The sequence below is a fragment of the Litorivivens sp. genome (assembly GCF_041625495.1).
Taxonomy (GTDB): Bacteria; Pseudomonadota; Gammaproteobacteria; order Pseudomonadales; family Spongiibacteraceae; genus Litorivivens.
Genome location: NZ_JBFJTH010000034.1, coordinates 1 through 22,541 on the forward strand (window position 1 = coordinate 1; position 22,541 = coordinate 22,541).

Below are 22,541 nucleotides of genomic sequence, written 5' to 3' on the forward strand. Positions count from 1 at the left end.
ACCGCCAGCCGGCACTGCTCGGCCAGTTTATCCAACGGCAGCGGATCATAGCCCAAGGCCTGCAGCAGGCGTTGCTGACCGGGCGCCACAACCGGCGGTCCGGCGCTCACTGTTTGCATCTCCTCCAGCGCGGGCGGCAGCCAGCCAACCCATGCATCGAGGATATCCTGGGCTGACTCCACCAGCGCGGCGCCTTGGCGTATCAACTGATGACAACCGCGAGCCAGCGGATTGTGAATGGAGCCGGGAATAGCAAACACCTCCCGGCCTTGCTCAAGGGCATAGCGCGCGGTAATTAACGATCCGCTGCGCACCGCCGCTTCCACGACCAGCACGCCCAGGCTCAAGCCACTGATCACACGATTGCGCTGGGGAAACTGCTCGCGACGCGGTGGCGTACCAGGGGCAAATTCAGACACCAACAGGCCCTCGGCAAGAATCTGGTCGTAAAGCGCCTGATTGCGACGCGGATAAACCACGTCGATGCCAGAGCCCAGCACCGCGATAGTTGCGCCTTTAGCTGTTAACGCACCTCGATGGCTTGCCGAATCCACGCCCCAAGCCAGGCCACTGGTAATACACAGACCACGCCTGGCCAGATCACCCGCAAAAGCTTCTGCCAGTGCCGCGCCATTGCGCGACACATTGCGACTACCCACCACCGCGAGCTGGGGCTGCTCCAGCAGGGCCAGGTTGCCCGCTGTATACAACAGAGGAGGAGGGTCGGGAATTTCCTTGAGCAGGGCAGGGTAAACCGGGTCGGTATAAACAATGATCTGGCCGCCGAGCGCCAGCAGGGCCGAGAGTTGAGCCGCAGCACGCGCCTCAGCTGCCTCCAGGTACCCGGCGAGGTAGTCTGATCGCAGGCGCAGCCACTCGGGCAAAGCACCCGCCTCGCGACAGACAGCATCGGGCAGGGCCAGTATTTTTTCAGGGGAGGGTGCGTACTGTAGCAAGCGCAGCAACGCGCGACGGGGTAGACCGGGCCACTGCGAAATCAGCAGCCACTGTAATTGCGCAACATCCATGTTTCACTCCAGGCACATCCTGCGCCCTGTTAACGGTTCAGCCCACAGTGTCCAACACCGTGGGCTGATTGATAAGCATGTTTAGCCGGGGTTCTTAACCTTGTCGCCCACTCTCAGGGCTTGGGTCGCAGACAACACCACCGCGTAGGCGAGCTTTTCGTAGCTGCGAAACACCATCAGAAAACCCGCTTCCACATCCGGCACGCGAATAAGCTCTTCAGCCACATCGTCACGCACCAATTCGCCGCGCTGATAGATTGCCATCACATCGCCAGATTTCAACCCATCACGTTCACCGCGATTGAGAATCACGACATCCATACTGCCAACCTGGCTAACACCACCCTCAACCGCAATGATTTCGCCCTCAATTTCACTCGCGGGTGCGCGCGGCTCAAAGCGGCTCTGCAAAGAGCGGTCTTCTTGCGGCAGCAGCCGGTCACCACGACGAATTTCCTGGTTGCTGCGATTGATCTGCAGCGTTGCGATATCGCCATCGAGACCAATACGCTTGCCAGCGCCCACATCCCGAGCCTGAATCCCGAGCAGCTCACCTGTATACGGATCTGTGAAAATCTGCCCGCGACGGTAAATGCCATACACTTTTGCGTCGTTATCAAAGGCGCCGCGAGCGTACAGGGTATCTCCGGCACCAGTCACAATGTGACCTTCGCGACCACTGAGAACGTAGGGCGAACGCTCCAGCAACCCTTGATCCACCACCCGACTGTTGCTCAGGAAGGGGCCAATCACATCCAGCGAAATAGCGGGAATCGCCTTGTTCAGGTCTGAAATACGCATTTGCGGTGAGAGTTTTACATCGCGATTTTCGGTGGTCTTCTTGACGATGTTTTTCACCAGCCGCGGCTTACCGTCCACCCACACCAGGTAGAGGATATCGCCAGGGTAGATTAGATGGGGGTCGTCCAGCTGCTTGTTGTAGTGCCACAGCTCGGGCCAGAGCCAGGGATCTTCCAGAAAGATAGAGGAAATGCTCCACAGCGTGTCGCCGCGTTTCACCACATATGTTTGTGGATGATCTTGCTTCAGCGCCAGCACATCGGCCAAGACAGACGCCGTGAAGCTGAGAGAAAGCGCCAGACCAAGCAGCAGTCGTTTCATCGTTGTTATCCTCGGGTGGCTCTGTTGGCTCGCCACGCTCTATTGAATACGCCGCTGGCGGCGCAACTTACTGTTCCCCAGCGCGCTGACGACAGCGCGCGCTGTGATATAATAGCCCGTGACTATTACGTTAGCACAAATTGAGTCAATAATGCTTGCTGATCATAATCTTAGCAGCATTACTTGGAAAATCACGACAACTTGATCACAAATGGCCGGCATGTGACTGGCTGCGCCCTGAAAACGGGCCCACGATACAAGTTCACCAGCAACAGGTTCGACAGCAAACGTCATGATTTTGGAAATACTGGAATTCCCCGACCCGCGCCTGCGCACTGAAGCCCAACCGGTGACCAGCGTGGACGATCGCATCCGCACATTGGTGGATGACATGCTTGAAACCATGTACGACGCGCCGGGCATTGGCCTGGCGGCCACTCAGGTCAATGTGCACGAGCAGGTTATCGTCATTGACGTCACCGAAGACAAAAGCGAGCCCCGGGTTTACATCAACCCCGAAATAACGGTTCTGGATCAAGATCTTGGCAGCTACGACGAAGGCTGCCTGTCGGTGCCTGGCTTCTATGAAACCGTTGAGCGCCCGGCACATATCCGGGTCAGCGCGCTGGATCGCGACGGCAATCGCTTTGAGGAAGAACCCCAGGGCCTGCTGGCCGTGTGCATTCAACACGAAATGGATCACCTCAAAGGCAAGCTCTTTGTCGACTATCTGTCGCCGCTCAAACGCAACCGCATTCGCAGCAAGCTGGAAAAACAGCATCGCCGCACGGCCTCCTGAAGGCCGGATCACCTAAGGACACAGCGTGAACCAACCCCTGCGCCTGATTTTTGCAGGCACCCCTGATTTCGCGGCCAGCCACCTGCAGGCACTGATTGATGCCCGGCAGCACGAGATTGTCGCGGTTTACAGCCAGCCGGATCGACCGGCCGGACGGGGCAAAAAGCTCCAGGCGAGCCCGGTGAAACAGCTGGCGAGCGCCCACAACCTGCCGGTTTTTCAACCCCTCAACTTCAAAACCGATGACGCAGTCGCCGAACTGCACAGCCACCGGGCAGACCTGATGATTGTGGTTGCCTATGGCCTGATTTTGCCCCAGACCATTCTCGATGCACCGCGTCTGGGCTGCATCAATGTGCACGCCTCGCTATTGCCGCGCTGGCGCGGAGCCGCGCCAATACAACGCGCAATTGAAGCCGGCGACAGCGAAACCGGCGTGACCATCATGCAGATGGACGCCGGCCTGGACACCGGTGCCATGCTCCTGAAAACCCACTGCCCAATCGACGACAGCGATACTTCCGGCAGCTTGCACGATAAACTTGCAGCACAAGGCGGGCCGGCGCTGCTCGACGCCGTCAACCAATTGGCTGCAGGCACCTTGCGCGGCGAGGCGCAAAACGACTCCCTGAGTTGCTATGCCCCGAAAATCAGCAAGGACGAAGCCCTCATCAACTGGGCGGAGAGTGCCGATGTGTTGTGCCGTAAAATTCGCGCCTTTAACCCCTTTCCAATCAGCTATACCCAGCTCGGAGAAGACCGCCTGAAAATACAGCGCGCGGCGCTGGCGACCGGCGAGGGCAACCCCGGCGAGATTCTCAATGCCGACAAGTACGGTATTCAGGTGGCCTGCGGCAAGGGCTCGCTGTTGATTACTGAACTGCAACTGCCCGGCGCCCGGGCACTGTCTGCCCAGGAAATGCTCAACGCGCGGGCCGAGCGTTTTGCGCCAGGCACCGTTCTGGGGGGGGATTCCAATGCCTGAGGTACGCGCCGCAGCCGCCCGCTGCCTGCAAGCCGTCGCCGAGGGGCATTCGCTAGCACGCGAGCTCCCGCGCTGGGAACAAAAAGTCAAATTCGAACAGCGACCACTGCTGCGCGAACTGTGCTACGGCACCTTGCGACACTTTCCCCGCCTCGACGCGATCGTTTGCCACTCCATCAAAAAACCACTGAAAGACAAAGATGCCGACCTGCTGATGCTGCTCTGTCTCGGTCTGTATCAGCTCGAACATATGCGCATTGCCGATCACGCCGCAATCAACACCACGGTCAACGCCGTGCGCAAACTGAAAAAGGATTGGGCTAAAGGCCTGACCAACGCGGTACTGCGCCGCTACCAGCGCGAACGCGATACGCTGCTCGCACAACTGACACCCGCGGACATCGCAGCCCACCCCGATTGGCTGTATCAGGCGATCACGGAGACCTGGCCGGATCAGGCGGAGCGTATATTCGCCGCCAACAATAGCTATCCGCCCATGTGTCTGCGCAACAATCGTCTTCAACAAAGCCGCGACCACTATTTACAGCAGCTGGCGGCTGCCGAGATTGCAGCCCGCCCCTGCGACTTTGCAGGCGACGGCATTCGCCTGGAAAAACCGCTGGACGTCTCCAAGTTGCCGGGCTTTGAAGAGGGCAGTGTCAGCGTGCAGGACGAATCTGCGCAGCTCTGCGCTGATATCCTCGCTCCGCAAAGCGGTATGCGGATTCTCGACGCTTGCGCCGCCCCCGGCGGAAAAAGCGGCCACCTGCTCGAAGCAGCAGCCGGTGAGTTGGCGCTCACCTGCCTGGATATCGACGATACCCGCTTACTACGGGTACAAGACAATCTGGAGCGCCTGGGCCTGAGCGCCGAGTTGGTCACGGGCGACGCCAGCCAGCCGTCCCACTGGTGGAACGGCGAAGCCTTCGACCAGATCCTGCTGGATGCGCCGTGCAGCGCCACCGGCGTTATCCGCCGCAACCCCGATATCAAGATACATCGTCAGGCTAGCGATATTGCCGCTTTGGCAGCGACCCAATTGCGGTTGCTCAAGGCCCTGTGGCCCACCCTGAAAACCGGCGGCCAGCTGCTGTATGCCACCTGTTCAATACTGCCGGAAGAAAACGACGGTGTTGTAGCGCAGTTTCTCGCACAGGACGATAGCGCGAAGCATCTGCCAATTGCCGCAAGCTGGGGAATCGGACGTAGTGTCGGTCGCCAACTGCTACCCGAAGCAGACGGCCACGATGGCTTCTACTACGCTTTATTGGAAAAGATCTGAGTAGAAAACACCTACGCAATCAAGCACACGGGTTAACAAGCTCAGGTAATAGGCCTACAATCGGCGCTAAATTGAGTCAGAGTCTCTGATGAAAATCATCATTCTGGGGGCGGGACAGGTCGGCGGCACCCTCGCTGCCAACCTCGCCAGCGAACACAACGATATCACCATCGTCGATCGCGACGCCGACCGCCTTCAACAACTGCAGGACAAGCTGGATATCGGCACCGTCACCGGCCTGGCTTCCCATCCAGATGTGCTGCGCCGCGCCGGGGCCGATGACGCCGACATGCTGATAGCGGTGACCAGCAGCGACGAAGTGAACATGATCGCCTGCCAGGTGGCGTATTCCATGTTCCGGACCCCGACCAAGATCTCCAGGATCCGTTCCCGGGCCTATCTGCTCAACGACAAACTGTTCTGCGACGAATCGGTACCGATCGACGTCATCATAAGCCCTGAGCAACTGGTTACGCGCTATATCACCCGCCTGCTGGAGTATCCGGGTTCACTGCAGGTGCTGGATTTTGCCGATGGCAAAGTGCAACTGGTCGCGGTAAAAGCCTACTACGGCGGCCCTATGGTCGGCGTGGAGCTGCAGGAACTGCGCAAGCACATGCCCAAGGTAGATACCCGCGTGGCTGCTATTTTCCGTCGCGGTGAAGCCATCCTGCCCAAGGCCGATACCGTGGTAGAAGCGGGAGACGAGGTGTTCTTTATCGCCGCCAAGGACCACATCATGCCGGTGATGTCGGAAATGCGGCGGCTCGATGAATCCTACAAGCGTATTATGATTGCCGGCGGCGGCAATATCGGCGAGCGCTTGGCGCGTGAAATCGAACGCCGCTACTCGGTCAAGGTCATCGAACAAAACTATGGCCGCTGTCGCGCCCTGTCCGAGATACTTAGCCGCGCGGTGGTACTGCACGGCGAAGCCTCCGATCATGAAATGCTAACCGCCGAAAACATCGATAACGTGGATGTGTTCTGTGCGCTGACCAATGATGATGAAGCCAACATCATGAGTTCACTGCTGGCCAAGCGCATGGGCGCGAAGAAAGTCATCACCCTGATTACCAACCCCGCCTACGTGGACCTGGTGCAGGGCATTGAAATTGATATTGCCCTGTCGCCCCAGCAAATCACCATCGGCAGCCTACTGGCCCACGTACGCCGCGGTGACATCACCAACGTACACTCCCTGCGTCGCGGCGCCGCTGAAGCGTTAGAAGTCATCGCCCACGGCGACAGTCGGTCGTCAAAGGTGGTAGGCCGCCGTCTGGACGAAATCGATCTGCCCGAAGGCGTTACCATCGGCGCACTTACCCGAGGCGACCAGGTAATGATCGCTCACAGCCATATTGTGGTGGAACCCGAGGATCACCTGATTCTCTTTCTCGTCGACAAACATAAAATCAAGGAAGTGGAACGCCTGTTTCAGGTTGGTTTCACTTTCTTCTAACGCGGGGCGATTACAAGCATGCATTTCGCAGTTATCGCTCGAATCATTGGCATGCTACTGATGATTTTCAGCGGCACCATGCTGATTCCGGCACTGGTGGCACTGGTGGCGCGCGATGGCGCTGTCATGGCTTTCCTAACAGCCTTTGTATTGTGCTTTGGCTGCGGCGGCATCCTTTGGCTGTTTGTGCGGCGCGCCCAAAGTGAACTCAATATCCGCGACGGGTTTCTGGTGGTGGCCCTATTCTGGACGGTTCTGGGGTGCTTCGGGTCACTCCCGTTTTTACTCGCAGACAGTCTCAGCCTGCCACTGAGTGACGCTGTTTTTGAATCCGTTTCCGGCCTCACTACTACCGGGGCCACGGTAATCACCGGGCTCGACGATTTACCGGTTTCCATTTTATTTTACCGGCAATTGCTGCAGTGGCTAGGCGGCATCGGGATCATCGTTATCGCGGTGGCGATCCTGCCAGTGCTCGGTATTGGCGGCATGCAGTTGTATCGAGCCGAGACACCCGGTCCGGTAAAAGACAGCAAGCTGACACCTCGCATCACCGGCACGGCCAAAGCCCTGTTCCTGATTTACCTTTACCTGACCATTGCCTGCACGCTGGCCTATTGGTTCGCGGGAATGACTTTTTTTGACGCCATCTGCCACGCCTTTTCGACCGTTGCCATCGGTGGCTTCTCCACACATGACGCCAGCCTCGGATTTTTCGACAACCCAATGATCCTGCTGATCGCAACGGTGTTTATGATGCTGGCGGGCATCAACTTTGCCGTACACTTCTTTACCTGGCGCAGCAAACGGCTCTACCACTACCTGCGCGACTCCGAAACCCGCTTCTACTTGCTCGCCGTGGCGTTCGCTGCAGTCGTGGCGGCCGGCTTTCTCAGTTTAACCAACACCTACTCACCACAGGACAGTCTGATCCTGGGTATATTCCATACGGTGTCCATCGCCACCACCACCGGCTTTGCTGCAGCCGACTTCTCGGTATGGCCAACCTTTCTACCCATCGGCCTTATACTGATGTCGTTTATGGGCGGCTGCGGTGGCTCAACTGCCGGCGGTATGAAAGTGGTACGGGTCATGCTGATTTCGAAACAGGGTGTGCGTGAACTGAAACAACTGATTCATCCCAACGCCATCATCCCGCTCAAGGTAGGCAACAAACGGGTAGACGCCAAAACGGTCAGTGCCGTATGGAGTTTCTTTGCCGTCTACATGTTCTCCTTTCTGCTGATTCTGTTGGTGCTGATGGCCTGCAATATGGACTACATCACCGCCTTTTCTGCCACCAGCGCCACCCTCAACAACCTCGGCCCCGGCTTAGGTGATGTCTCCGCAAATTACGGCGCCGTAACCCAGACTGCAAAGTGGGTGCTGTGCTACGCCATGCTGCTCGGGCGACTGGAAATTTTCACCCTGCTGGTACTGTTTACACCAGCTTTCTGGCGGCATTAACCGCGGCTATGAACCAGCGCGACAAGTGGAACAAGCGCTACGCTACCGCCGACGCTCCCAGCAGTCTTCAAGCCTGCGAGGTGTTGCAGCGCAATGCCGCGTTACTGCCAGCCTCGGGCAGGGCACTGGATCTGGCCTGCGGTCTTGGCGCTAATGCCTTATTTCTGGCCGAGCGCGGCCTGGCCGTTGAAGCCTGGGATATTGCCGATGGTGCACTGGCCAAACTGGCGAACACAGCCGCGCATCAACAACTAGCCATTAAAACCCTTGCGCGTGATGCTGAGCAGCAGCCACCAGAGCCCACAAGTTTCGATGTTATTTGTGTAAGCCGCTTCCTACATAGGCCAACGCTGCCCGCGCTGCAGCGTGCGCTGCGGCCGGGCGGGCTACTGTTCTACCAGACCTTTAATCAGGACAAACCTCACGGCGGCCCCAGCAATCCCGACTTTCTGCTGATGCGCGACGAATTGCTGACAGTTTTCTCGGGCCTGCACCTGCGTTTCTATCAAGACTACGGTCAGCTTGGGGATACCGAACAGGGCAACCGCCATGAAACCCTGTTTGTGGGACAAGCACCGACCGTAGCGCCGAAGCGTTAAATGCGAATCGAGCTAACGTAACGCTTGCTTGTCATTTGTAAAACTCCATAGAATTAAGCGCTTGATTTGCCTGCTATACTTTCTCACTCAGGTTCGCAGGTGTTGTAGTCTTCTTTGCGCGCGGCCAATTCAATAACAAGCGCGCATCCGTACGCATAAGGGAGTCAATTATGCGCAGCCGGCAGTGGCTTTTGATACTGCTCACGCCTCTGCTGGTCGGTGTAATCGCCTATTCGCAGCTCGGTGTGTTGTATGGCCTGGCCGCAATTGCAGCGATCTACTTGCTCGCCTGCATTTACTTGATCAGCCGATGGTCGGAAGCGAAAGACACCGGTACCGCCTATAAACGCTACCTGGACCAGTTGCTGTTCGGGCTTGAAAGCAGTCCGCAATCGATTTTGTTCACCACAGCCGAAGGCAACATCGCCTACGCCAACGGCAACTTTTGCGAATTAATCGGCTTGGGCGGCAACGACCTGACCGGCAAAAACCTGCGTGATTACCGTGATATTGGTGTGCCGGACACACTTTTTGACGATGTAGGCGAAACTATTGCCAAAGGCGAAGAATGGCACGGCGAACTGTTCTTTGAGAAAGCCCCCCCTTCGGGTAAACACACCCTCACCACCTGTCGCCCCATCTTCAACGAAGACAATGAGTTCGTTTTCGTGCTGACGCTAATCGATGATATTAGCGACGAAAAGGTGTTTACCCAGCGGCTCTACATGAATGCCCACTACGATGCAGTGACCGGCCTCCCCAACCGCAGCCACAGTATCGAAAAACTTGAGCAGGCAACGCTGGCCGCCAAATCCCGCGAATCGTTTTTTTCACTGGTTTACATCAACCTCGACCGTTTCAAGTTACTGAACGACTCCCTGGGCCACAACGAAGGCGACCAGGTGCTCAACCAGATAGCGGGGCGCTTGCGCAACACCGTGCACAGCAACGATTTGGTCAGCAATCTCGGTGGCGACAAGTTTATGGTGCTGCTACAGAACCAGCGCGACGAAGACGCGGTGCGCAGTGTAGTGGCTATACGAAAAGCAATTGCGGAGCCGGTAGACGTAAGCGGTCAGGAACTGAGCCTGTCCGCCAGTATCGGATTGACCACCTTCCCAGACGACGCCAAAAACGCGCCAGATCTGTTGCGCAATGCCGAATCGGCCATGTACCACGCTCGTGAACAAGGCGGTGACGGGTTTTACCGCTACCGCCACGAAGTGGACAATCGCGCCGCCAGCCGTTTGGCCATGGAAAGCCATCTGCGCTATGCCATTGACCGCGATGAGCTTCATTTAGCCTACCAGCCAGTCATTTCCCTGGAACAAAATGAACTGGTTGGCGCCGAGGCACTGCTGCGCTGGCGCAACCGGGAGCTCGACAACCCGACACCAGACATGTTTATCCCCATCGCCGAAGAAACTGGCCTGATCTTGCCCATTGGCGACTGGGTGCTGGAACAAGCCTGCCTGCAGGCCGTGGAGTGGCGGCGGCTAAACCCGAATTTCGTGATGGCGGTTAATATCTGTGCCAAACAATTTGAAAAAGGTCACATTCTCAATGCCGTAGAGCATGCGCTATCCGTTAGTGGCCTGCCGCCGCACTGCCTGGAACTCGAGGTTACCGAACGCCTGCTCATGGGTAACGACAGTCTGACCAAAAACCTGCTCTACCGCCTCAAAGACATGAATGTACGGTTGGCATTGGACGATTTCGGTACCGGCTACGCGTCACTGAGCTACCTGAAACAGTACCCCTTCGACCTGCTGAAAATCGACCGCAGCTTCATCGCTGACTGTCAGGAATCGGAGCAGAGTCGGCAACTGGTGCTGGCCATCGTCAGTATGGCTCACTCACTTGGCATGAAGGTCATCGGCGAAGGCGTGGAGCGGCTCGAGCAGCGCCGCCTGCTCAAAGATGTCGAGTGCGATATGGCTCAGGGCTATCTCTTTACCCCCGCCATTACCGCCGATCGCTTTACCAGCTGGGCAGACCAGTACCAGCAGCTGCAGATCAATTGACCCGGTTGACACTGAACACCACACACCCTTTTGCTTAAGCCCTTCGCGTAGGGCCCCGCCAGACGTTATAATTCCCGCCTTTTTGCACAAGACAGGTGGATATCACGTGAGCAAGGCAGACGTCAGTACATTTCAGGGGCTGATTCTCGCGCTTCAACATTTCTGGGCAGAGCGCGGTTGCGTGATTCTGCAGCCACTTGATATGGAAGTGGGGGCGGGCACTTTTCACCCCGGCACCTTCCTGCGCGCCATTGGCCCGGAAACCTGGAACAGCGCCTATGTGCAGCCCTGCCGCCGTCCCACCGACGGTCGTTACGGGGAAAACCCCAACCGACTCCAACACTACTACCAATTTCAGGTGGTGATGAAGCCCTCGCCCTTGGCCATTCAGGAAATCTACCTGGACAGCCTGCGCCATCTCGGCATTGATCCGGCAATCCACGATATCCGCTTTGTCGAAGACAACTGGGAATCACCTACCCTTGGCGCTTGGGGCCTGGGCTGGGAAGTATGGCTGAACGGCATGGAAGTGACCCAATTCACCTATTTCCAGCAGGTAGGGGGTCTGGAATGCTATCCAGTCACCGGCGAAATCACCTACGGCCTTGAGCGTATCGCAATGTATCTGCAGGGTGTGGATAGCATCTACGATCTGATCTGGACCAACGGTCCGGATGGCCCTGTGACCTATGGCGATGTGTTCCACCAGAATGAAGTGGAAATGTCCCGCTTCAATTTTGAAGAAGCCGACGTTGCAGAACTGTTCAAACAATTTGATCACTGCGAGGCCCAGAGCCAGCACCTGATTGAAAAAGGTTTGCCCTTGCCGGCCTACGAAATGGTGATGAAAGCGTCCCACGCTTTTAACCTGCTCGATGCCCGCCACGCCATCTCCGTTACCGAGCGTCAGCGTTTTATTTTGCGCGTGCGCACGCTGGCGCGCGCCGTCGCCCAGGCCTATTTTGACGCCCGCAAAGCCTTGGGCTTTCCCTTGGCACCAGAGAATCTGCGCAATGAAGTGTTAGCGGCAGAGGAGGCCAAAGCATGAAGCAGAACGATTTATTGATCGAAATTGGCACCGAAGAACTGCCGCCTGTCGCTCTGAAGGGCCTGCGCGACGCCTTCGCAAACAGCATAGAAAAACAGCTCAAGGACGCCGCGCTAAACTTTGCCAGCGCCGAACGCTTTGCCAGCCCCCGCCGCCTCGCCGTGTTGCTGCACAGCCTCGACCAACAGGCTCCCAGTCAAACGCTGGAAGCGTGGGGCCCACCCGCCAAAGTTGCCTTCGACAAAGAAGGCAACCCGACCCGAGCCGCCGAGGCGTTTGCCCAAAAGAATGGTCTCGATATCGGTGAGCTGAAAAATCATATCGCCAACGACGGCAAGCAAGACAAGCTGTTCGTAAAAAACGAGCAGGCGGGTGCCCAAACCACCGCAATCATTTTCGACGTTATTGAAAAAGCCCTGGCGGCATTGCCTATTCCCAAGCGGATGCGCTGGGGCGCCAGCCGCGCCGAATTTGTACGCCCGGTACACTGGGTTACCGCCGTTTACGGCAGCGAAACGCTGACCGGTGAGGCGCTGAGCCTGACGGCAGGTAACACCACTCGGGGCCACCGTTTTCACGCGAACACTGAGCTTACCCTGGCCAGCGCAGCCGACTACGAGACGCTGCTGTTGAACGAAGGCAAGGTGGTCGCCAATTTCGAAAAGCGTCGCGACATGGTGCGCGAGCAGGTTATCGCCGAAGGCAAAAAGCTCGGCGGCAAAGCCGTGATCAGCGACGACCTGCTGGACGAAGTAACCGCCCTGGTGGAATGGCCGGTGGCGCTGGCCGGTAGTTTTGAGGAGCGCTTTCTGAAAGTGCCCGCCGAAGCCCTGATCTCATCGATGAAAGAACACCAGAAGTACTTCCACGTGGTGGATGCTGACGGTGCACTAATGCCGCATTTTATCACCGTGTCCAATATAGAGAGCCTCGACCCCGCGCAAGTCATTGCCGGCAACGAAAAGGTTATACGCCCACGCTTGAGCGATGCGGCATTCTTCTTTGAGACCGACTGCAAAACCTCCCTATTTGATCGCCGGGAAAAACTGAAGTCCATCGTGTTTCAGGAAAAGCTCGGCACAGTGTTCGACAAGACCGAACGCATTGCTGCGCTCAGCAAGGTATTGGCAGAAAAGATCGGTGCCGATGTGACGCTGGCCGAACGCGCCGCGCTATTGTGCAAGAGCGACCTCGTGACCGACATGGTGTATGAGTTTGCCGATATGCAGGGCATCGCCGGTTTGTATTACGCCAACAATGACGGCGAGCCTGCGGACGTCGCCAAGGCGATGGACGAGCAATACCTGCCGCGCTTTGCCGGCGACAGCCTCCCAACAACGCAAACCGGCAGCGTGATCGCGCTCGCCGATCGTCTCGACACCATCACCGGCATCTTCGGTATCGGCCAGCCGCCCAGCGGTTCGAAAGATCCCTTTGCCCTGCGCCGTGCCTGCCTCGGTGTGTTGCGCATTATTGTGGAACAGAACCTGGAACTGGATCTGCGCGAATTGATCGCCCAGGCCGCAAAACAGCACAGCGCGGTGAAAGCCGACGACGAGCTGATTAACACCGTACTGGCCTACATGATTGAACGCCTGCGTGCGGTTTACGACGAACAAGGCATTGCTGCAGAAGTGTTTATGGCGGTAACCGCCAAAAACCTGAGCGTTCCGCTGGATATCGACCGTCGCATTAAAGCTGTTAACAGCTTTACCACCTTGCCTGAGGCCGAAGCACTGGCTGCCGCCAACAAACGCGTATCCAACATTCTAGCCAAGGCCGAGGGTTTCACCACGAAAGCGGTTGACGACAAGCTGCTGCAAGAGGACGCGGAGAAAACACTGGCCGTTTCGCTGAAAAACGCCAGCGACACCTTCCAGCCACTTATTGAAAAGGGTGATTACACCGCAGCCTTGAAATCACTGGCCAGCTTGCGTGAGCCGGTCGATAACTTCTTCGACAACGTGATGGTGAATGCTGACGATGCAACCTTAAAAAATAATCGCCTGAGCCTGCTCAACCAACTGCGCGAGCTGTTCCTGCAAGTGGCTGATATCTCTCTGCTGGTGCGTGGTAAGAACTGATGCTGGTACTGCTCGATCGCGATGGCGTTATCAACGAAGATTCGGATAACTATATCCGCAGCGCCGAGGAATGGATTCCGGTATCGGGCAGTATCGAAGCGATCGCACGCCTGAGTCAGGCCGGCTATCGTGTTGGTGTGTGCACCAATCAGTCTGGCCTGGCGCGAGGCTACTTTTCCGCCGAGGACCTCAGCGCCATGCACCGTAAAATGTGCGCATTGGTGGGCGCCTGTGGCGGTCAGATTGACGGTATTTTTTTCTGCCCCCACCTGCCCGATGAAAACTGCGACTGCCGGAAGCCCTTACCGGGCTTGATCGACCAGGCCGCTGCAGCCTTTGGATGTTCGGTGAAAGGCGCTCCCTTCGTTGGCGACTCGATCAAAGACCTGCAAGCTGCCATTGCACGTGACTGCCAGCCCGTGCTGGTAAAAACCGGGAAGGGCGAGAAGAGCGTAGCGCAATTGTCTGAACATACATCACTGTCTCATACCCGGGTGTTTGCTAACCTCGCAGCCTTTGTTGAAGACTTACTCACGCAACGGTCGCAACCATGAACCTGTTTCACACCCCACCCGTGCTTTTCCTCAGAACCCTGTTGTTCTATACCGGTTACATACTGCTGACCGGCTGGTTTAGCACCACAGGTGTATTGCTGTTCTGGTTTACGCCACTGGCCATCAGAGGTCGCTACCTGATCACCTGGAATCGCTGGGTGTTGATCTGGCTGCGCCTTACCTGTGGAGTAAAATTCCGGATCATCGGCAACATCCCCGAAGGCCACTATGTGGTGATGGCGAAACACCAGAGTCAGTGGGAAACCTTTTATCTGCAGTACGCATTTTTTCCAATAGGGATTGTGCTAAAGAAGGAACTTCTGAAGTTACCGTTTTTCGGCTGGGGTCTGAAACTGGTTGACCCCATCGCTATAGACCGAAGCAATCCCAAGGCGGCACTGCGCCATATTATGGAAGAGGGCACACAACGACTTAAGGACGGACGACGGGTACTCATTTTTCCAGAAGGTACACGCACGCCGATTGGCAAAAAGGGAACTTATGCCCGAAGCGGTGCCAATATGGCTATTGCTGCCGGCGTACCTGTCGTGCCCGTATCACACAACGCGGGCGTATGCTGGCCCGCAAAAAAATTCTTGAAGTACCCGGGCACCGTCACCGTCGTCATCGGTGAACCCATTGCCAGTGATAACACCAACAGTCGCACACTCACTGCCCAGGTTGAAAGCTGGATTGAATCCGAGTTGGACACTATGCTTGACAAGCAAAGCCTAGCACCAGAGCTCGCCTGATCAGGTTTCATCTCGGGAATGCGGTTATCCCGACGTGGCAGACTTACGCACCCAATCACGCAGTGCAAGATAGTCCTTCAGCAACACCTCGGGTTCGTAAAACTCGCGCCCATCACGCATCCGCGTCGGCGTCAGAGCGGCGCGGAGACGTCCTGACTCGTCTATAAGATACAGGCGGAAGCCGTGAGCCACCTGATAGTCTTCATTGCCAACAGTGCCTGTTATTGTCGCTCGAATACCCAGACTACGCTCAAAGCTTTGCGCCTGCTTGGCGTCGTCAGCACGTAAGCCCACAAAGTCTGAGTCAAACCAGGGCACGTAGTTGGCCAGCGCTTCGACACTGTCGCGTGCCGGATCGATACTGTAAAACCAGATTTTGAGATCGCTAAACTCACCCTGCTCATCCAGCAACGATTGAAAGCGACTGAGGTCGGCAAGCAGGGTAGGGCAGACATCAGGGCAGTAGGTAAAACCGTAACTCACCAAATGCCACTGCTGTTGAAAGCTGGAACGGTCTACCAGCCCCCCGGAATGATCACGCAATTGAAATTCCGCTAATCTTTTCGGTGTAGGTAGCACAGCACCCTGAATAGGCGGCGCAACCTCCTGCGGCGAGCCGAGAATAGAGAGTGCAGCGGCAAACGAAAGCAGCAGCACGGCGCCGCTTATTAACAGGCTGTTACGTGCGGCGTTCATTTTCCGCCAGCGAGGAATTCCAGACGATTGAGATAGATGTAATCGGCTTCAATGGCGATAAATACGATAAACACCATGATCGCCAGTGTCGGCAACAACAGGGCCACCTTCAGGGTTGCCGGCTCCCAAGCAAAATGCATAAACACGGCTATGATCAAGCCGGCTTTCAGAAACATAAAAATCAGAATAAGCGTCCAGCGCAGCACACCCTGAAACTGAAAGTAGTCGACCATATAGGACAGGGTGCTCAATACAAACAGCAATATCCAAACCTTGAAGTACAGACCGATGGGATGCTCTTGTCCGTCGTGGCTGTCAGTGCTACTTACAGAACTCATAAACCACTCCTTACCAGAGGTAGAAAAACGCGAAGATAAACACCCACACCAGATCTACAAAGTGCCAGTAGAGCCCGGTAATCTCTACAATCTGAAAACCCTTTGTGTCGTAGTGGCCTCGCAGAACCTTAATTGCGACGATCGTGAGATAGATTACCCCCGCCGATACATGCAGTCCGTGAAAACCAGTGATCATAAAAAAGACAGAACCAAACTGGGCTGCGCCCATGGGGTTGCCCCAGGGTCGAACACCTTCCTCAATCAGTTTGCTCCACTCAAAAGCCTGCATACCGACAAAGCTGGCACCCAGCACGGCGGTCGCTAACATCAACTTGAAAGTTGCCGATTTACGCCCCTGATAAGCGCAGTTAACAGCCATTGCCATGGTGCCGCTGCTGGTGATCAGGATAAAGGTCATTATCGCAATCAGCAGCAAGGGCACGTTGGTACCACCCACGTGCAAGGCAAAAACTTCACTGGCCAGCGGCCATTGGTCGGTACTAGCCATGCGCGCGTTCATGTAACTGATCAGAAAAATACTGAAAATAAACGTGTCACTGAGCAGGAAGATCCACATCATCAACTTGCCCCAGGACAGCTTGAAGGTCTCCCTGTCGGCCGACCAATCGTTGACCATGTGTTTCCAGTAAGTGAGGTTTTCCTGTGTCGATGTCGTGGCCATTGGATTACCCCAGTCCGCAGAAAGCGGCGATGATTGCGTAGGTCTCTGGCGTTCGTGTCAGCATAAAGAACAACACCAACCAGAGCACAAACAAATAGTGCCAATAGGTCGCACAAGTGCGCAACGCCGCAGTGGCGTTAGTACCTGTCAGTAAACCCTGAGTTACCCAGGCCAGGGCGGTAAGGCCGCCGACGACGTGCAGCGCATGCACTGCGGTAAGCATATAAAAGTAGCTATTGGCTGGGTTATCTGACAGCCCGTAGCCCAGGCCATAAAGAAATTGCCAAACCGATATCTGTAGCAAGACAAACACGATTGCAAAGACCGCGCTGGCCACTAACAGGGTTACTCTCACACGGTTTTGTCGAGCGTGCGCTGCGCCGTGGATAGCAAGACTCGCCAACAGCAGCACGCCAGTATTAACCCATAGCTTCAGGGAGTCGGTAAAGGGCTGCCAGGGTTCGCCGGCCAACGCCTGAAAATCCTGGAACTGGGAGCGCTCGATAAAGGTCACAAAGAACAGCAGGAACAGAATCGTGATGGCGCCCAGCAACATGCGCAGGGCAATAACACCGGGTGGGTGGCCGCTATCGATCAACGGCACCTCTCCGGCCGGCTCCGGGAGCCAGGGTTTATCGGTAAAAATCTGCGTCCAGCTCATACCGTTCTCCTTTTGCCGAGCCACTCAGGTTTCGTGGCTTTTACGGCCGCCGGGTTCGTAGTCTACATCCTCTTCTGGCGTACTCTGGGGAATAAAATCCTTACGCGCACCGGGCACACTGTAATCGTAGGCCCAACGATAGACGGTGGGCAGTTTGTCGCCCCAATTGCCATGTCCTGGCGGCACATCGGGCGTGTGCCATTCCAGCGAAGCCGCCCCCCAGGGGTTGCGTTCGGAGCGCGAACCACGACACACTGTCCAGATCACGTTGAAAATAAACACTAGCTGAAACAGAGCAACAATAATTGCGGCCAGTGTGATGTCCTCATTCATCGAATGCACCGAGTCGGGCATAAAAGAGGAATCTCCCAGCGCGTAGTAACGGCGCGGCACACCGAGAAAACCGAGATAATGCATAGGCAGGTAAATTGCGTAGGTGCCGAGGAAAGTCCCCCAAAAATGTATCTTACCCATACCTGTATGCAGCTGTTTCCCGCTAATTAGCGGGAACCAGTGATATATGGCGGCGAACAACACCATGATAGGCGACACACCCATCACCATATGAAAGTGAGCGACTACGAAGAAAGTGTCAGATAGCGGCAGGTCGATAACCACGTTGCCGAGAAACAGCCCACTCAGACCACCGTGCGTGAATGTAAAAATAAACCCTATGGCGAACAGCATGGGCACTGTTAAATGGATATTTCCCCGCCATAGTGTGAGCACCCAGTTGTAAACCTTGATCGCGGTAGGTACGGCAATGATCAGTGTGGTGGTGGCAAAGAAAAAACCAAAATAGGGATTCATGCCGCTCACGTACATATGGTGAGCCCAAACGACAAAGCTTAAGCCACCGATAATCACAATGGCCCACACCATCATGCGGTAACCAAAAATGTTTTTTCGCGCATGCACGCTGAGCACATCACTAATCATGCCAAAAGCGGGAAGCGCCACGATATAAACTTCCGGGTGCCCAAAAAACCAGAACAAATGCTGAAACAGGATGGGGCTACCACCTTCGTGTTCCAGTGGCTCACCAAGCGAAACAATCGCCGGCATAAAAAAGCTGGTACCCGCAAGCGTATCAAACAACATCATGATTGCGCTGACCAGCAAGGCAGGGAATGCAAAGAGACCAAGAATGGTCGCGGTAAAAATACCCCACACGGTCAGCGGCATTCGCATCAGCGTCATACCCCGGGTTCGCGCCTGAAGCACGGTGGTAACGTAGTTGAGCCCCCCCATGGTGAAGGCGACGATAAATATCGCCAGAGAAACTAACATTAACACTATGCCGCTCCCGACACCGGGAGTTCCCTCGAGAATTGCTTGCGGAGGGTAGAGTGTCCAACCTGCGCCAGTGGGACCACCGGGCGCAAAAAAGCTGGCAAGCAACACGATAACTGACAACAGATAGAACCAATAGCTAAGCATGTTGAGATAGGGAAATACCATATCTCTGGTGCCGACCATCAGAGGTATCAGATAATTGCCAAAGCCTCCCAGCAGCAGTGCGGTGAGCAGATAGATCACCATGATCATCCCATGCATGGTGACAAACTGCAGATAGCTGTTCGGGTTGATGAAATCGAATTGATCTGGATAGCCCAACTGTAAGCGCATCAAAACCGACAGCGCCAGCGCAATCAGGCCAACGAAGATGGCGGTGCTGGCGTACTGAATGGCAATTACCTTATGGTCCTGACTCCAGATATATTTGCCGATAAACGTTTTCGGGTGATGAAGATGGGCTTCCTGATCGGCAATGGCGACGTGACTCATGGGCGATCACCCCCAGTAGAAGAAACGGATAGATTAGCTGAACCCTGCGGCGCTAACGTGGCAATGTAGGCAAGCAGGTCGTCCAGCCTCTCAGGGTTCTGGATGGTTCGGGTCATCAATCGCATCTGCGTGCCAAACTGATCTTCAGGATGAGTGCCGCGCCATCCCATACTGTAGTGTTTGAGCTGACGATACAGATACCAATCTGCCTGGCCCGCCAGACGCGGTGCACTTAACAGACCTTTACCCTGCGCCTCCACGCCGTGGCAGGCCACACACACCTCGAACACAGCTCCGCCGGCTTTTGCATTGCCGCTATTGCGACTCGGCGGGCTCGCAACCGGGGGTAGCGACTGTATGTAAGCCAGCAGATTGCGTTCATCGGCTTTATCACTAACCGTATACGCCATCGACACCATCTGCTGACCGATTGTGTCGCGGGGATGAGCTCCGCGTATTCCATCGCGGTAGTAGCGTAATTGGCGCGCCATATAGTCAGCACTGAGTATACTTAGGTTGGGAGCATTGAAGTTCTGGTTGCCAGCCCCGTCTGCGCCGTGGCAAACCGCGCAGTTACTGTAAAGCTGTTTACCTGCAATCAGATCGGCGTTATGCATCACCTGCGTTTGCGAAAAGGTTGGATAGCCTTGCAGCCACTGTTGGAACTTTTCCGCAGATTCAACCACCACGGTGCCACGCATAGTGAAGTGGGCGAGACCACATAGCTCTTCACAGAGAATGTCGAATTCACCCTCACGGGTTGGTTCAAACCACTGGTAGGTTTCGGTGCCGGGCACCAGGTCCATCTTCACGCGAAACTGTGGCACAGCAAAGTTGTGCAGCACGTCGTTGGAGCGCAGCAACAGCTTGACCGACTGATTAACCGGCAAATGCAGGCGCTGGCTGTTAACCAGAATATCATCGCGACCAGCGGGGTCAGTGGGATCAATGCCGAAGGGGTTCTCTGGCGATACAAAGCGCGCGTCGGCACCGCCCAATGCATTGTCTTTGCCTGGAAGCCTGAAAGTCCACTGCCACTGTTGGCCAATGGCCTCAACGATCAAGGCGTCGGCAGGTGCGTTAATAATACGCCCCCAGGCAATCAGGCCCGGGGTTAGCATGGCGACTACGCCAATGGTGGTGATAATGGTCAACCAGCTTTCTAGTGATTTATTTTCCGGCTCGTAGTGTGCCTTGTTATTACCATGCTTCCGGTATCGCCATACCACCCACGCTAGAAACAGGTTCACCGCGATAAACACAGCGCCCGTAACCCAGAAAGAAATTTCTATGGTGGTATCAATAGACTGCCAGTTCGACGCGATGGGTGTCAGCCACCACGGACTCAGCAGATGAAAGAGCACAGTCACGACAACCAGCCCCAGAATAATCAGCGCGATAACCATGTCGCTTCCCTATGGCGTTTGACCTGACGCATACCAGAAGACAGATACAGCAAGGCATACTGACAGGTATCGTTTTTATCATTGGGCTTACACGGTCTTCACTGGCAGCACCCCGACAGGGTCAGTCAATGCCCGGTTCGCCTTTTCTGATTTACTGCGTTAAGTACAACGTGATGGCGCTAAGCATCGGTCAGTTTTTCCTTAAACCGACGTCGAATTACTATAGACGAAAAACATAGGTTGCACAGGGCGTTTGTTCAAAATCTCTATAAGGCACGTACTTTGGTTTAGCAAATAGCGCTTTTAATACTCTAGGGAAATTAAAACGAGTTTTAACATTCTTATTCGCGTTAAGAACACAAAAATGAAACCAGCCTCAGTCAATACGAAAAAGGTCTAAAAAACATTTTTTATAGTTTTAATTGTTCATAGCGAGTATCCACAGTTGTTGTACAGTAATAAAAGGTCTGACTTTTCAGACAATCCGTACAAAGGATTTCACCAAAACCTGTTTTAATGGAGGGTGTGTATGGAACGGCACTATTTTATCAGTGACGATCTGGACGAACTTGATCGCGTAGAAGCAGAGCTGGAATCCGAAGGTATGGACAAGCCTCAGATTCATGTTTACAGCGAAGATGATACCGGTGTTGAAACGCACGAGCATCTGCACAATATGGAAGCGGTGCTGAAGAAGGATGTGGTTTATGGCACTGAACTCGGCGCCGTAATCGGCGTTGCTGCAGCCGCACTGGTGTTGCTGGTCGCTTGGGTCACGGGCTTGCCAGAAACAGTCACTTGGATTCCCTTCGTATTCTTGGCCATTGTGGCATTGGGTTTCTGCACCTGGGAAGGCGGGCTTTTCGGCATTCAGGAAATGCACCACGATTTCAAACGGTTTCAGGACGAAATCAAAGCCGGAAAACATGTGCTATTTGTCGACATTGACGCCAATCAGGCCTCAGCGCTGCAACGCGTTATTGCAAGACACCCAAGCCTTCGAGCAGCGGGTACCGGCTCAGGCACGCCGGCCTTCGTAATCACGGCTCAACGCAAGTGGAAGGAATTCGTCCACAGCATGCCCTGATAACTCTTTGACTGACACTACGCCGATCTGGGACGCAGGTCGGCGTTGCCACGTGTCATCTATTGCTATCGTCCTTCTCGCAAACCACTTACCTACCAGCAACGTATAGCGATGCCATCGCTGCGCGGCTCGCCAAAAATGGCCGAGGGAAACAGCGCATTGAAGCGGGTAATGTAGTACTCCTCACCGAGGATATGACGCGCCAGATAGACTCCACCCCGCCACTGAGATCCTGGGGGATCTGGTCATCGTTGTTACCCACGCCTCGCCTATCCATCCGCGCTGTTATTGTGCTGTTAGGATGCTGAGTGAATTGCAAATTTGGCACATCGGCACGCAGGCCAACCAAACTTGAAATCCCTTTTCCCAATTCATTGAACAAAAATGCCACAAAGAAAATCGGGGCGTCCTACAGCAATTCGGCTTTGCGTAGGGCTGTGATTACAACGTCTTCAAGCATAGCCGCCGAGAACGCGATATCCGCACTGCACGGCATTGCCAGTGCCAGGCGGGTAAGCGCCGCGCTGCCGCGAGCCATAGAATCTGATTTCATGGATTGGATTCTTCGAATAAGGAACCTACTTATTCGTAGGTAATCTGGCATGGCAGGGGACAATCCGTATCTGGCATACGTACTAGTCCAAACTGTCTACGCACGCCGTTGTATATATAGAACT

21 protein-coding genes are annotated in these 22,541 nt (G+C 55.4%); 12 read left to right on the forward strand and 9 right to left on the reverse strand.

What is annotated here, in order from left to right; translation table 11 throughout:
* The coding region (gene dprA / locus ABYP39_RS05990; protein ID WP_372781577.1) for a DNA-processing protein DprA at positions 1-1,028 on the reverse strand (1,028 nt) is incomplete at its 3' end.
* An 81-nt stretch (positions 1,029-1,109) separates the two neighbouring features.
* Positions 1,110-2,150, reverse strand: coding sequence for a LysM peptidoglycan-binding domain-containing protein (locus ABYP39_RS05995; RefSeq protein WP_372749449.1), 1,041 nt, complete (start codon positions 2,148-2,150; stop codon positions 1,110-1,112).
* 292 nt (positions 2,151-2,442) lie between these two features.
* Here ABYP39_RS05995 and def point away from each other — a divergent pair, with 292 nt between their 5' ends.
* From def to ABYP39_RS06050, 11 genes are all read left to right on the forward strand, one after another.
* Positions 2,443-2,949, forward strand: a complete 507-nt coding sequence (gene def / locus ABYP39_RS06000; protein WP_372749448.1) for a peptide deformylase — start codon at positions 2,443-2,445, stop codon at positions 2,947-2,949.
* A gap of 25 nt (positions 2,950-2,974) precedes the next feature.
* Entirely contained in the window at positions 2,975-3,934 is a 960-nt protein-coding gene (gene fmt / locus ABYP39_RS06005) for a methionyl-tRNA formyltransferase (RefSeq protein WP_372781579.1), read from the forward strand.
* Positions 3,927-5,216 carry a 16S rRNA (cytosine(967)-C(5))-methyltransferase RsmB gene (gene rsmB, locus ABYP39_RS06010; RefSeq protein WP_372781581.1) on the forward strand — a complete coding sequence of 430 codons (1,290 nt, stop codon included), beginning with the start codon at positions 3,927-3,929 and terminating at the stop codon, positions 5,214-5,216. Before fmt ends, rsmB begins: the two co-directional genes overlap by 8 nt.
* Before the next feature lie 88 nt (positions 5,217-5,304).
* Positions 5,305-6,678, forward strand: coding sequence for a Trk system potassium transporter TrkA (trkA, locus tag ABYP39_RS06015; RefSeq protein WP_372781583.1), 1,374 nt, complete (start codon positions 5,305-5,307; stop codon positions 6,676-6,678).
* 18 nt (positions 6,679-6,696) lie between these two features.
* The gene (locus ABYP39_RS06020; protein ID WP_372781585.1) at positions 6,697-8,145 is read left to right on the forward strand and encodes a TrkH family potassium uptake protein; all 1,449 of its coding nucleotides are present in this window, start codon (positions 6,697-6,699) and stop codon (positions 8,143-8,145) included.
* An 8-nt stretch (positions 8,146-8,153) separates the two neighbouring features.
* Positions 8,154-8,744: a class I SAM-dependent methyltransferase gene (locus ABYP39_RS06025; protein ID WP_372781587.1), complete on the forward strand. Its 591-nt coding sequence runs from the start codon at positions 8,154-8,156 to the stop codon at positions 8,742-8,744.
* A gap of 170 nt (positions 8,745-8,914) precedes the next feature.
* Entirely contained in the window at positions 8,915-10,768 is a 1,854-nt protein-coding gene (locus ABYP39_RS06030; protein ID WP_372765083.1) for an EAL domain-containing protein, read from the forward strand.
* A 106-nt stretch (positions 10,769-10,874) separates the two neighbouring features.
* Complete coding sequence (gene glyQ, locus ABYP39_RS06035; protein ID WP_372750026.1) at positions 10,875-11,816, forward strand: glycine--tRNA ligase subunit alpha; 942 nt, start codon at positions 10,875-10,877, stop codon at positions 11,814-11,816.
* A complete protein-coding gene (glyS, locus tag ABYP39_RS06040) occupies positions 11,813-13,900 on the forward strand; it encodes a glycine--tRNA ligase subunit beta (RefSeq protein ID WP_372781589.1) in 2,088 nt (695 codons plus the stop codon). Before glyQ ends, glyS begins: the two co-directional genes overlap by 4 nt.
* Positions 13,900-14,454: a D-glycero-beta-D-manno-heptose 1,7-bisphosphate 7-phosphatase gene (gmhB, locus tag ABYP39_RS06045; RefSeq protein WP_372748389.1), complete on the forward strand. Its 555-nt coding sequence runs from the start codon at positions 13,900-13,902 to the stop codon at positions 14,452-14,454. Before glyS ends, gmhB begins: the two co-directional genes overlap by 1 nt.
* Positions 14,451-15,206: a lysophospholipid acyltransferase family protein gene (locus ABYP39_RS06050; protein ID WP_372748388.1), complete on the forward strand. Its 756-nt coding sequence runs from the start codon at positions 14,451-14,453 to the stop codon at positions 15,204-15,206. The genes gmhB and ABYP39_RS06050 overlap by 4 nt, the downstream gene beginning before the upstream one ends.
* A 24-nt stretch (positions 15,207-15,230) precedes the next feature.
* Here ABYP39_RS06050 and ABYP39_RS06055 read toward each other — a convergent pair whose 3' ends face one another.
* From ABYP39_RS06055 to ABYP39_RS06080, 6 genes are read right to left on the reverse strand one after another with little or no spacing between them, the layout of a single operon-like run.
* Positions 15,231-15,902: an SCO family protein gene (locus tag ABYP39_RS06055; RefSeq protein ID WP_372763960.1), complete on the reverse strand. Its 672-nt coding sequence runs from the start codon at positions 15,900-15,902 to the stop codon at positions 15,231-15,233.
* Positions 15,899-16,240: a cytochrome C oxidase subunit IV family protein gene (locus ABYP39_RS06060; RefSeq protein ID WP_372748386.1), complete on the reverse strand. Its 342-nt coding sequence runs from the start codon at positions 16,238-16,240 to the stop codon at positions 15,899-15,901. The genes ABYP39_RS06055 and ABYP39_RS06060 overlap by 4 nt, the downstream gene beginning before the upstream one ends.
* Positions 16,241-16,250: 10 nt before the next feature.
* Positions 16,251-16,922, reverse strand: coding sequence for a heme-copper oxidase subunit III family protein (locus tag ABYP39_RS06065; RefSeq protein WP_372748385.1), 672 nt, complete (start codon positions 16,920-16,922; stop codon positions 16,251-16,253).
* Between the two features lie 4 nt (positions 16,923-16,926).
* Positions 16,927-17,583, reverse strand: coding sequence for a heme-copper oxidase subunit III (locus ABYP39_RS06070; RefSeq protein WP_372759418.1), 657 nt, complete (start codon positions 17,581-17,583; stop codon positions 16,927-16,929).
* A 24-nt stretch (positions 17,584-17,607) separates the two neighbouring features.
* Positions 17,608-19,371, reverse strand: coding sequence for a cbb3-type cytochrome c oxidase subunit I (locus tag ABYP39_RS06075; RefSeq protein ID WP_372748383.1), 1,764 nt, complete (start codon positions 19,369-19,371; stop codon positions 17,608-17,610).
* Complete coding sequence (locus tag ABYP39_RS06080; RefSeq protein WP_372781591.1) at positions 19,368-20,777, reverse strand: c-type cytochrome; 1,410 nt, start codon at positions 20,775-20,777, stop codon at positions 19,368-19,370. Before ABYP39_RS06080 ends, ABYP39_RS06075 begins: the two co-directional genes overlap by 4 nt.
* Positions 20,778-21,306: 529 nt before the next feature.
* Here ABYP39_RS06080 and ABYP39_RS06085 point away from each other — a divergent pair.
* On the forward strand, positions 21,307-21,864 hold the full coding sequence (locus tag ABYP39_RS06085) for an NAD/FAD-utilizing enzyme (RefSeq protein ID WP_372748381.1): 558 nt from the start codon (positions 21,307-21,309) through the stop codon (positions 21,862-21,864).
* A 409-nt stretch (positions 21,865-22,273) separates the two neighbouring features.
* Here the strand turns inward: ABYP39_RS06085 and ABYP39_RS06090 are convergent, their stop codons facing one another.
* Positions 22,274-22,417: a hypothetical protein gene (locus ABYP39_RS06090; RefSeq protein WP_372781593.1), complete on the reverse strand. Its 144-nt coding sequence runs from the start codon at positions 22,415-22,417 to the stop codon at positions 22,274-22,276.
* Positions 22,418-22,541 lie beyond the last annotated feature (124 nt).

Excerpts from the sequence above, each read along its gene's own strand:
- glyS (WP_372781589.1), top strand. The coding sequence starts at position 11,813 with ATGAAGCAGAACGATTTATTGATCGAAATTGGCACCGAAGAACTGCCG.
- ABYP39_RS06060 (WP_372748386.1), bottom strand. The coding sequence starts at position 16,240 with ATGAGTTCTGTAAGTAGCACTGACAGCCACGACGGACAAGAGCATCCC.
- ABYP39_RS06090 (WP_372781593.1), bottom strand. The coding sequence starts at position 22,417 with ATGAAATCAGATTCTATGGCTCGCGGCAGCGCGGCGCTTACCCGCCTG.
- ABYP39_RS05995 (WP_372749449.1), bottom strand. The coding sequence starts at position 2,150 with ATGAAACGACTGCTGCTTGGTCTGGCGCTTTCTCTCAGCTTCACGGCG.
- ABYP39_RS06075 (WP_372748383.1), bottom strand. The coding sequence starts at position 19,371 with ATGAGTCACGTCGCCATTGCCGATCAGGAAGCCCATCTTCATCACCCG.
- ABYP39_RS06025 (WP_372781587.1), top strand. The coding sequence starts at position 8,154 with ATGAACCAGCGCGACAAGTGGAACAAGCGCTACGCTACCGCCGACGCT.
- ABYP39_RS06030 (WP_372765083.1), top strand. The coding sequence starts at position 8,915 with ATGCGCAGCCGGCAGTGGCTTTTGATACTGCTCACGCCTCTGCTGGTC.
- ABYP39_RS06020 (WP_372781585.1), top strand. The coding sequence starts at position 6,697 with ATGCATTTCGCAGTTATCGCTCGAATCATTGGCATGCTACTGATGATT.
- rsmB (WP_372781581.1), top strand. The coding sequence starts at position 3,927 with ATGCCTGAGGTACGCGCCGCAGCCGCCCGCTGCCTGCAAGCCGTCGCC.
- ABYP39_RS06050 (WP_372748388.1), top strand. The coding sequence starts at position 14,451 with ATGAACCTGTTTCACACCCCACCCGTGCTTTTCCTCAGAACCCTGTTG.
- ABYP39_RS06070 (WP_372759418.1), bottom strand. The coding sequence starts at position 17,583 with ATGAGCTGGACGCAGATTTTTACCGATAAACCCTGGCTCCCGGAGCCG.
- def (WP_372749448.1), top strand. The coding sequence starts at position 2,443 with ATGATTTTGGAAATACTGGAATTCCCCGACCCGCGCCTGCGCACTGAA.
- ABYP39_RS06055 (WP_372763960.1), bottom strand. The coding sequence starts at position 15,902 with ATGAACGCCGCACGTAACAGCCTGTTAATAAGCGGCGCCGTGCTGCTG.
- ABYP39_RS06085 (WP_372748381.1), top strand. The coding sequence starts at position 21,307 with ATGGAACGGCACTATTTTATCAGTGACGATCTGGACGAACTTGATCGC.
- trkA (WP_372781583.1), top strand. The coding sequence starts at position 5,305 with ATGAAAATCATCATTCTGGGGGCGGGACAGGTCGGCGGCACCCTCGCT.
- ABYP39_RS06065 (WP_372748385.1), bottom strand. The coding sequence starts at position 16,922 with ATGGCCACGACATCGACACAGGAAAACCTCACTTACTGGAAACACATG.
- gmhB (WP_372748389.1), top strand. The coding sequence starts at position 13,900 with ATGCTGGTACTGCTCGATCGCGATGGCGTTATCAACGAAGATTCGGAT.
- ABYP39_RS06080 (WP_372781591.1), bottom strand. The coding sequence starts at position 20,777 with ATGGTTATCGCGCTGATTATTCTGGGGCTGGTTGTCGTGACTGTGCTC.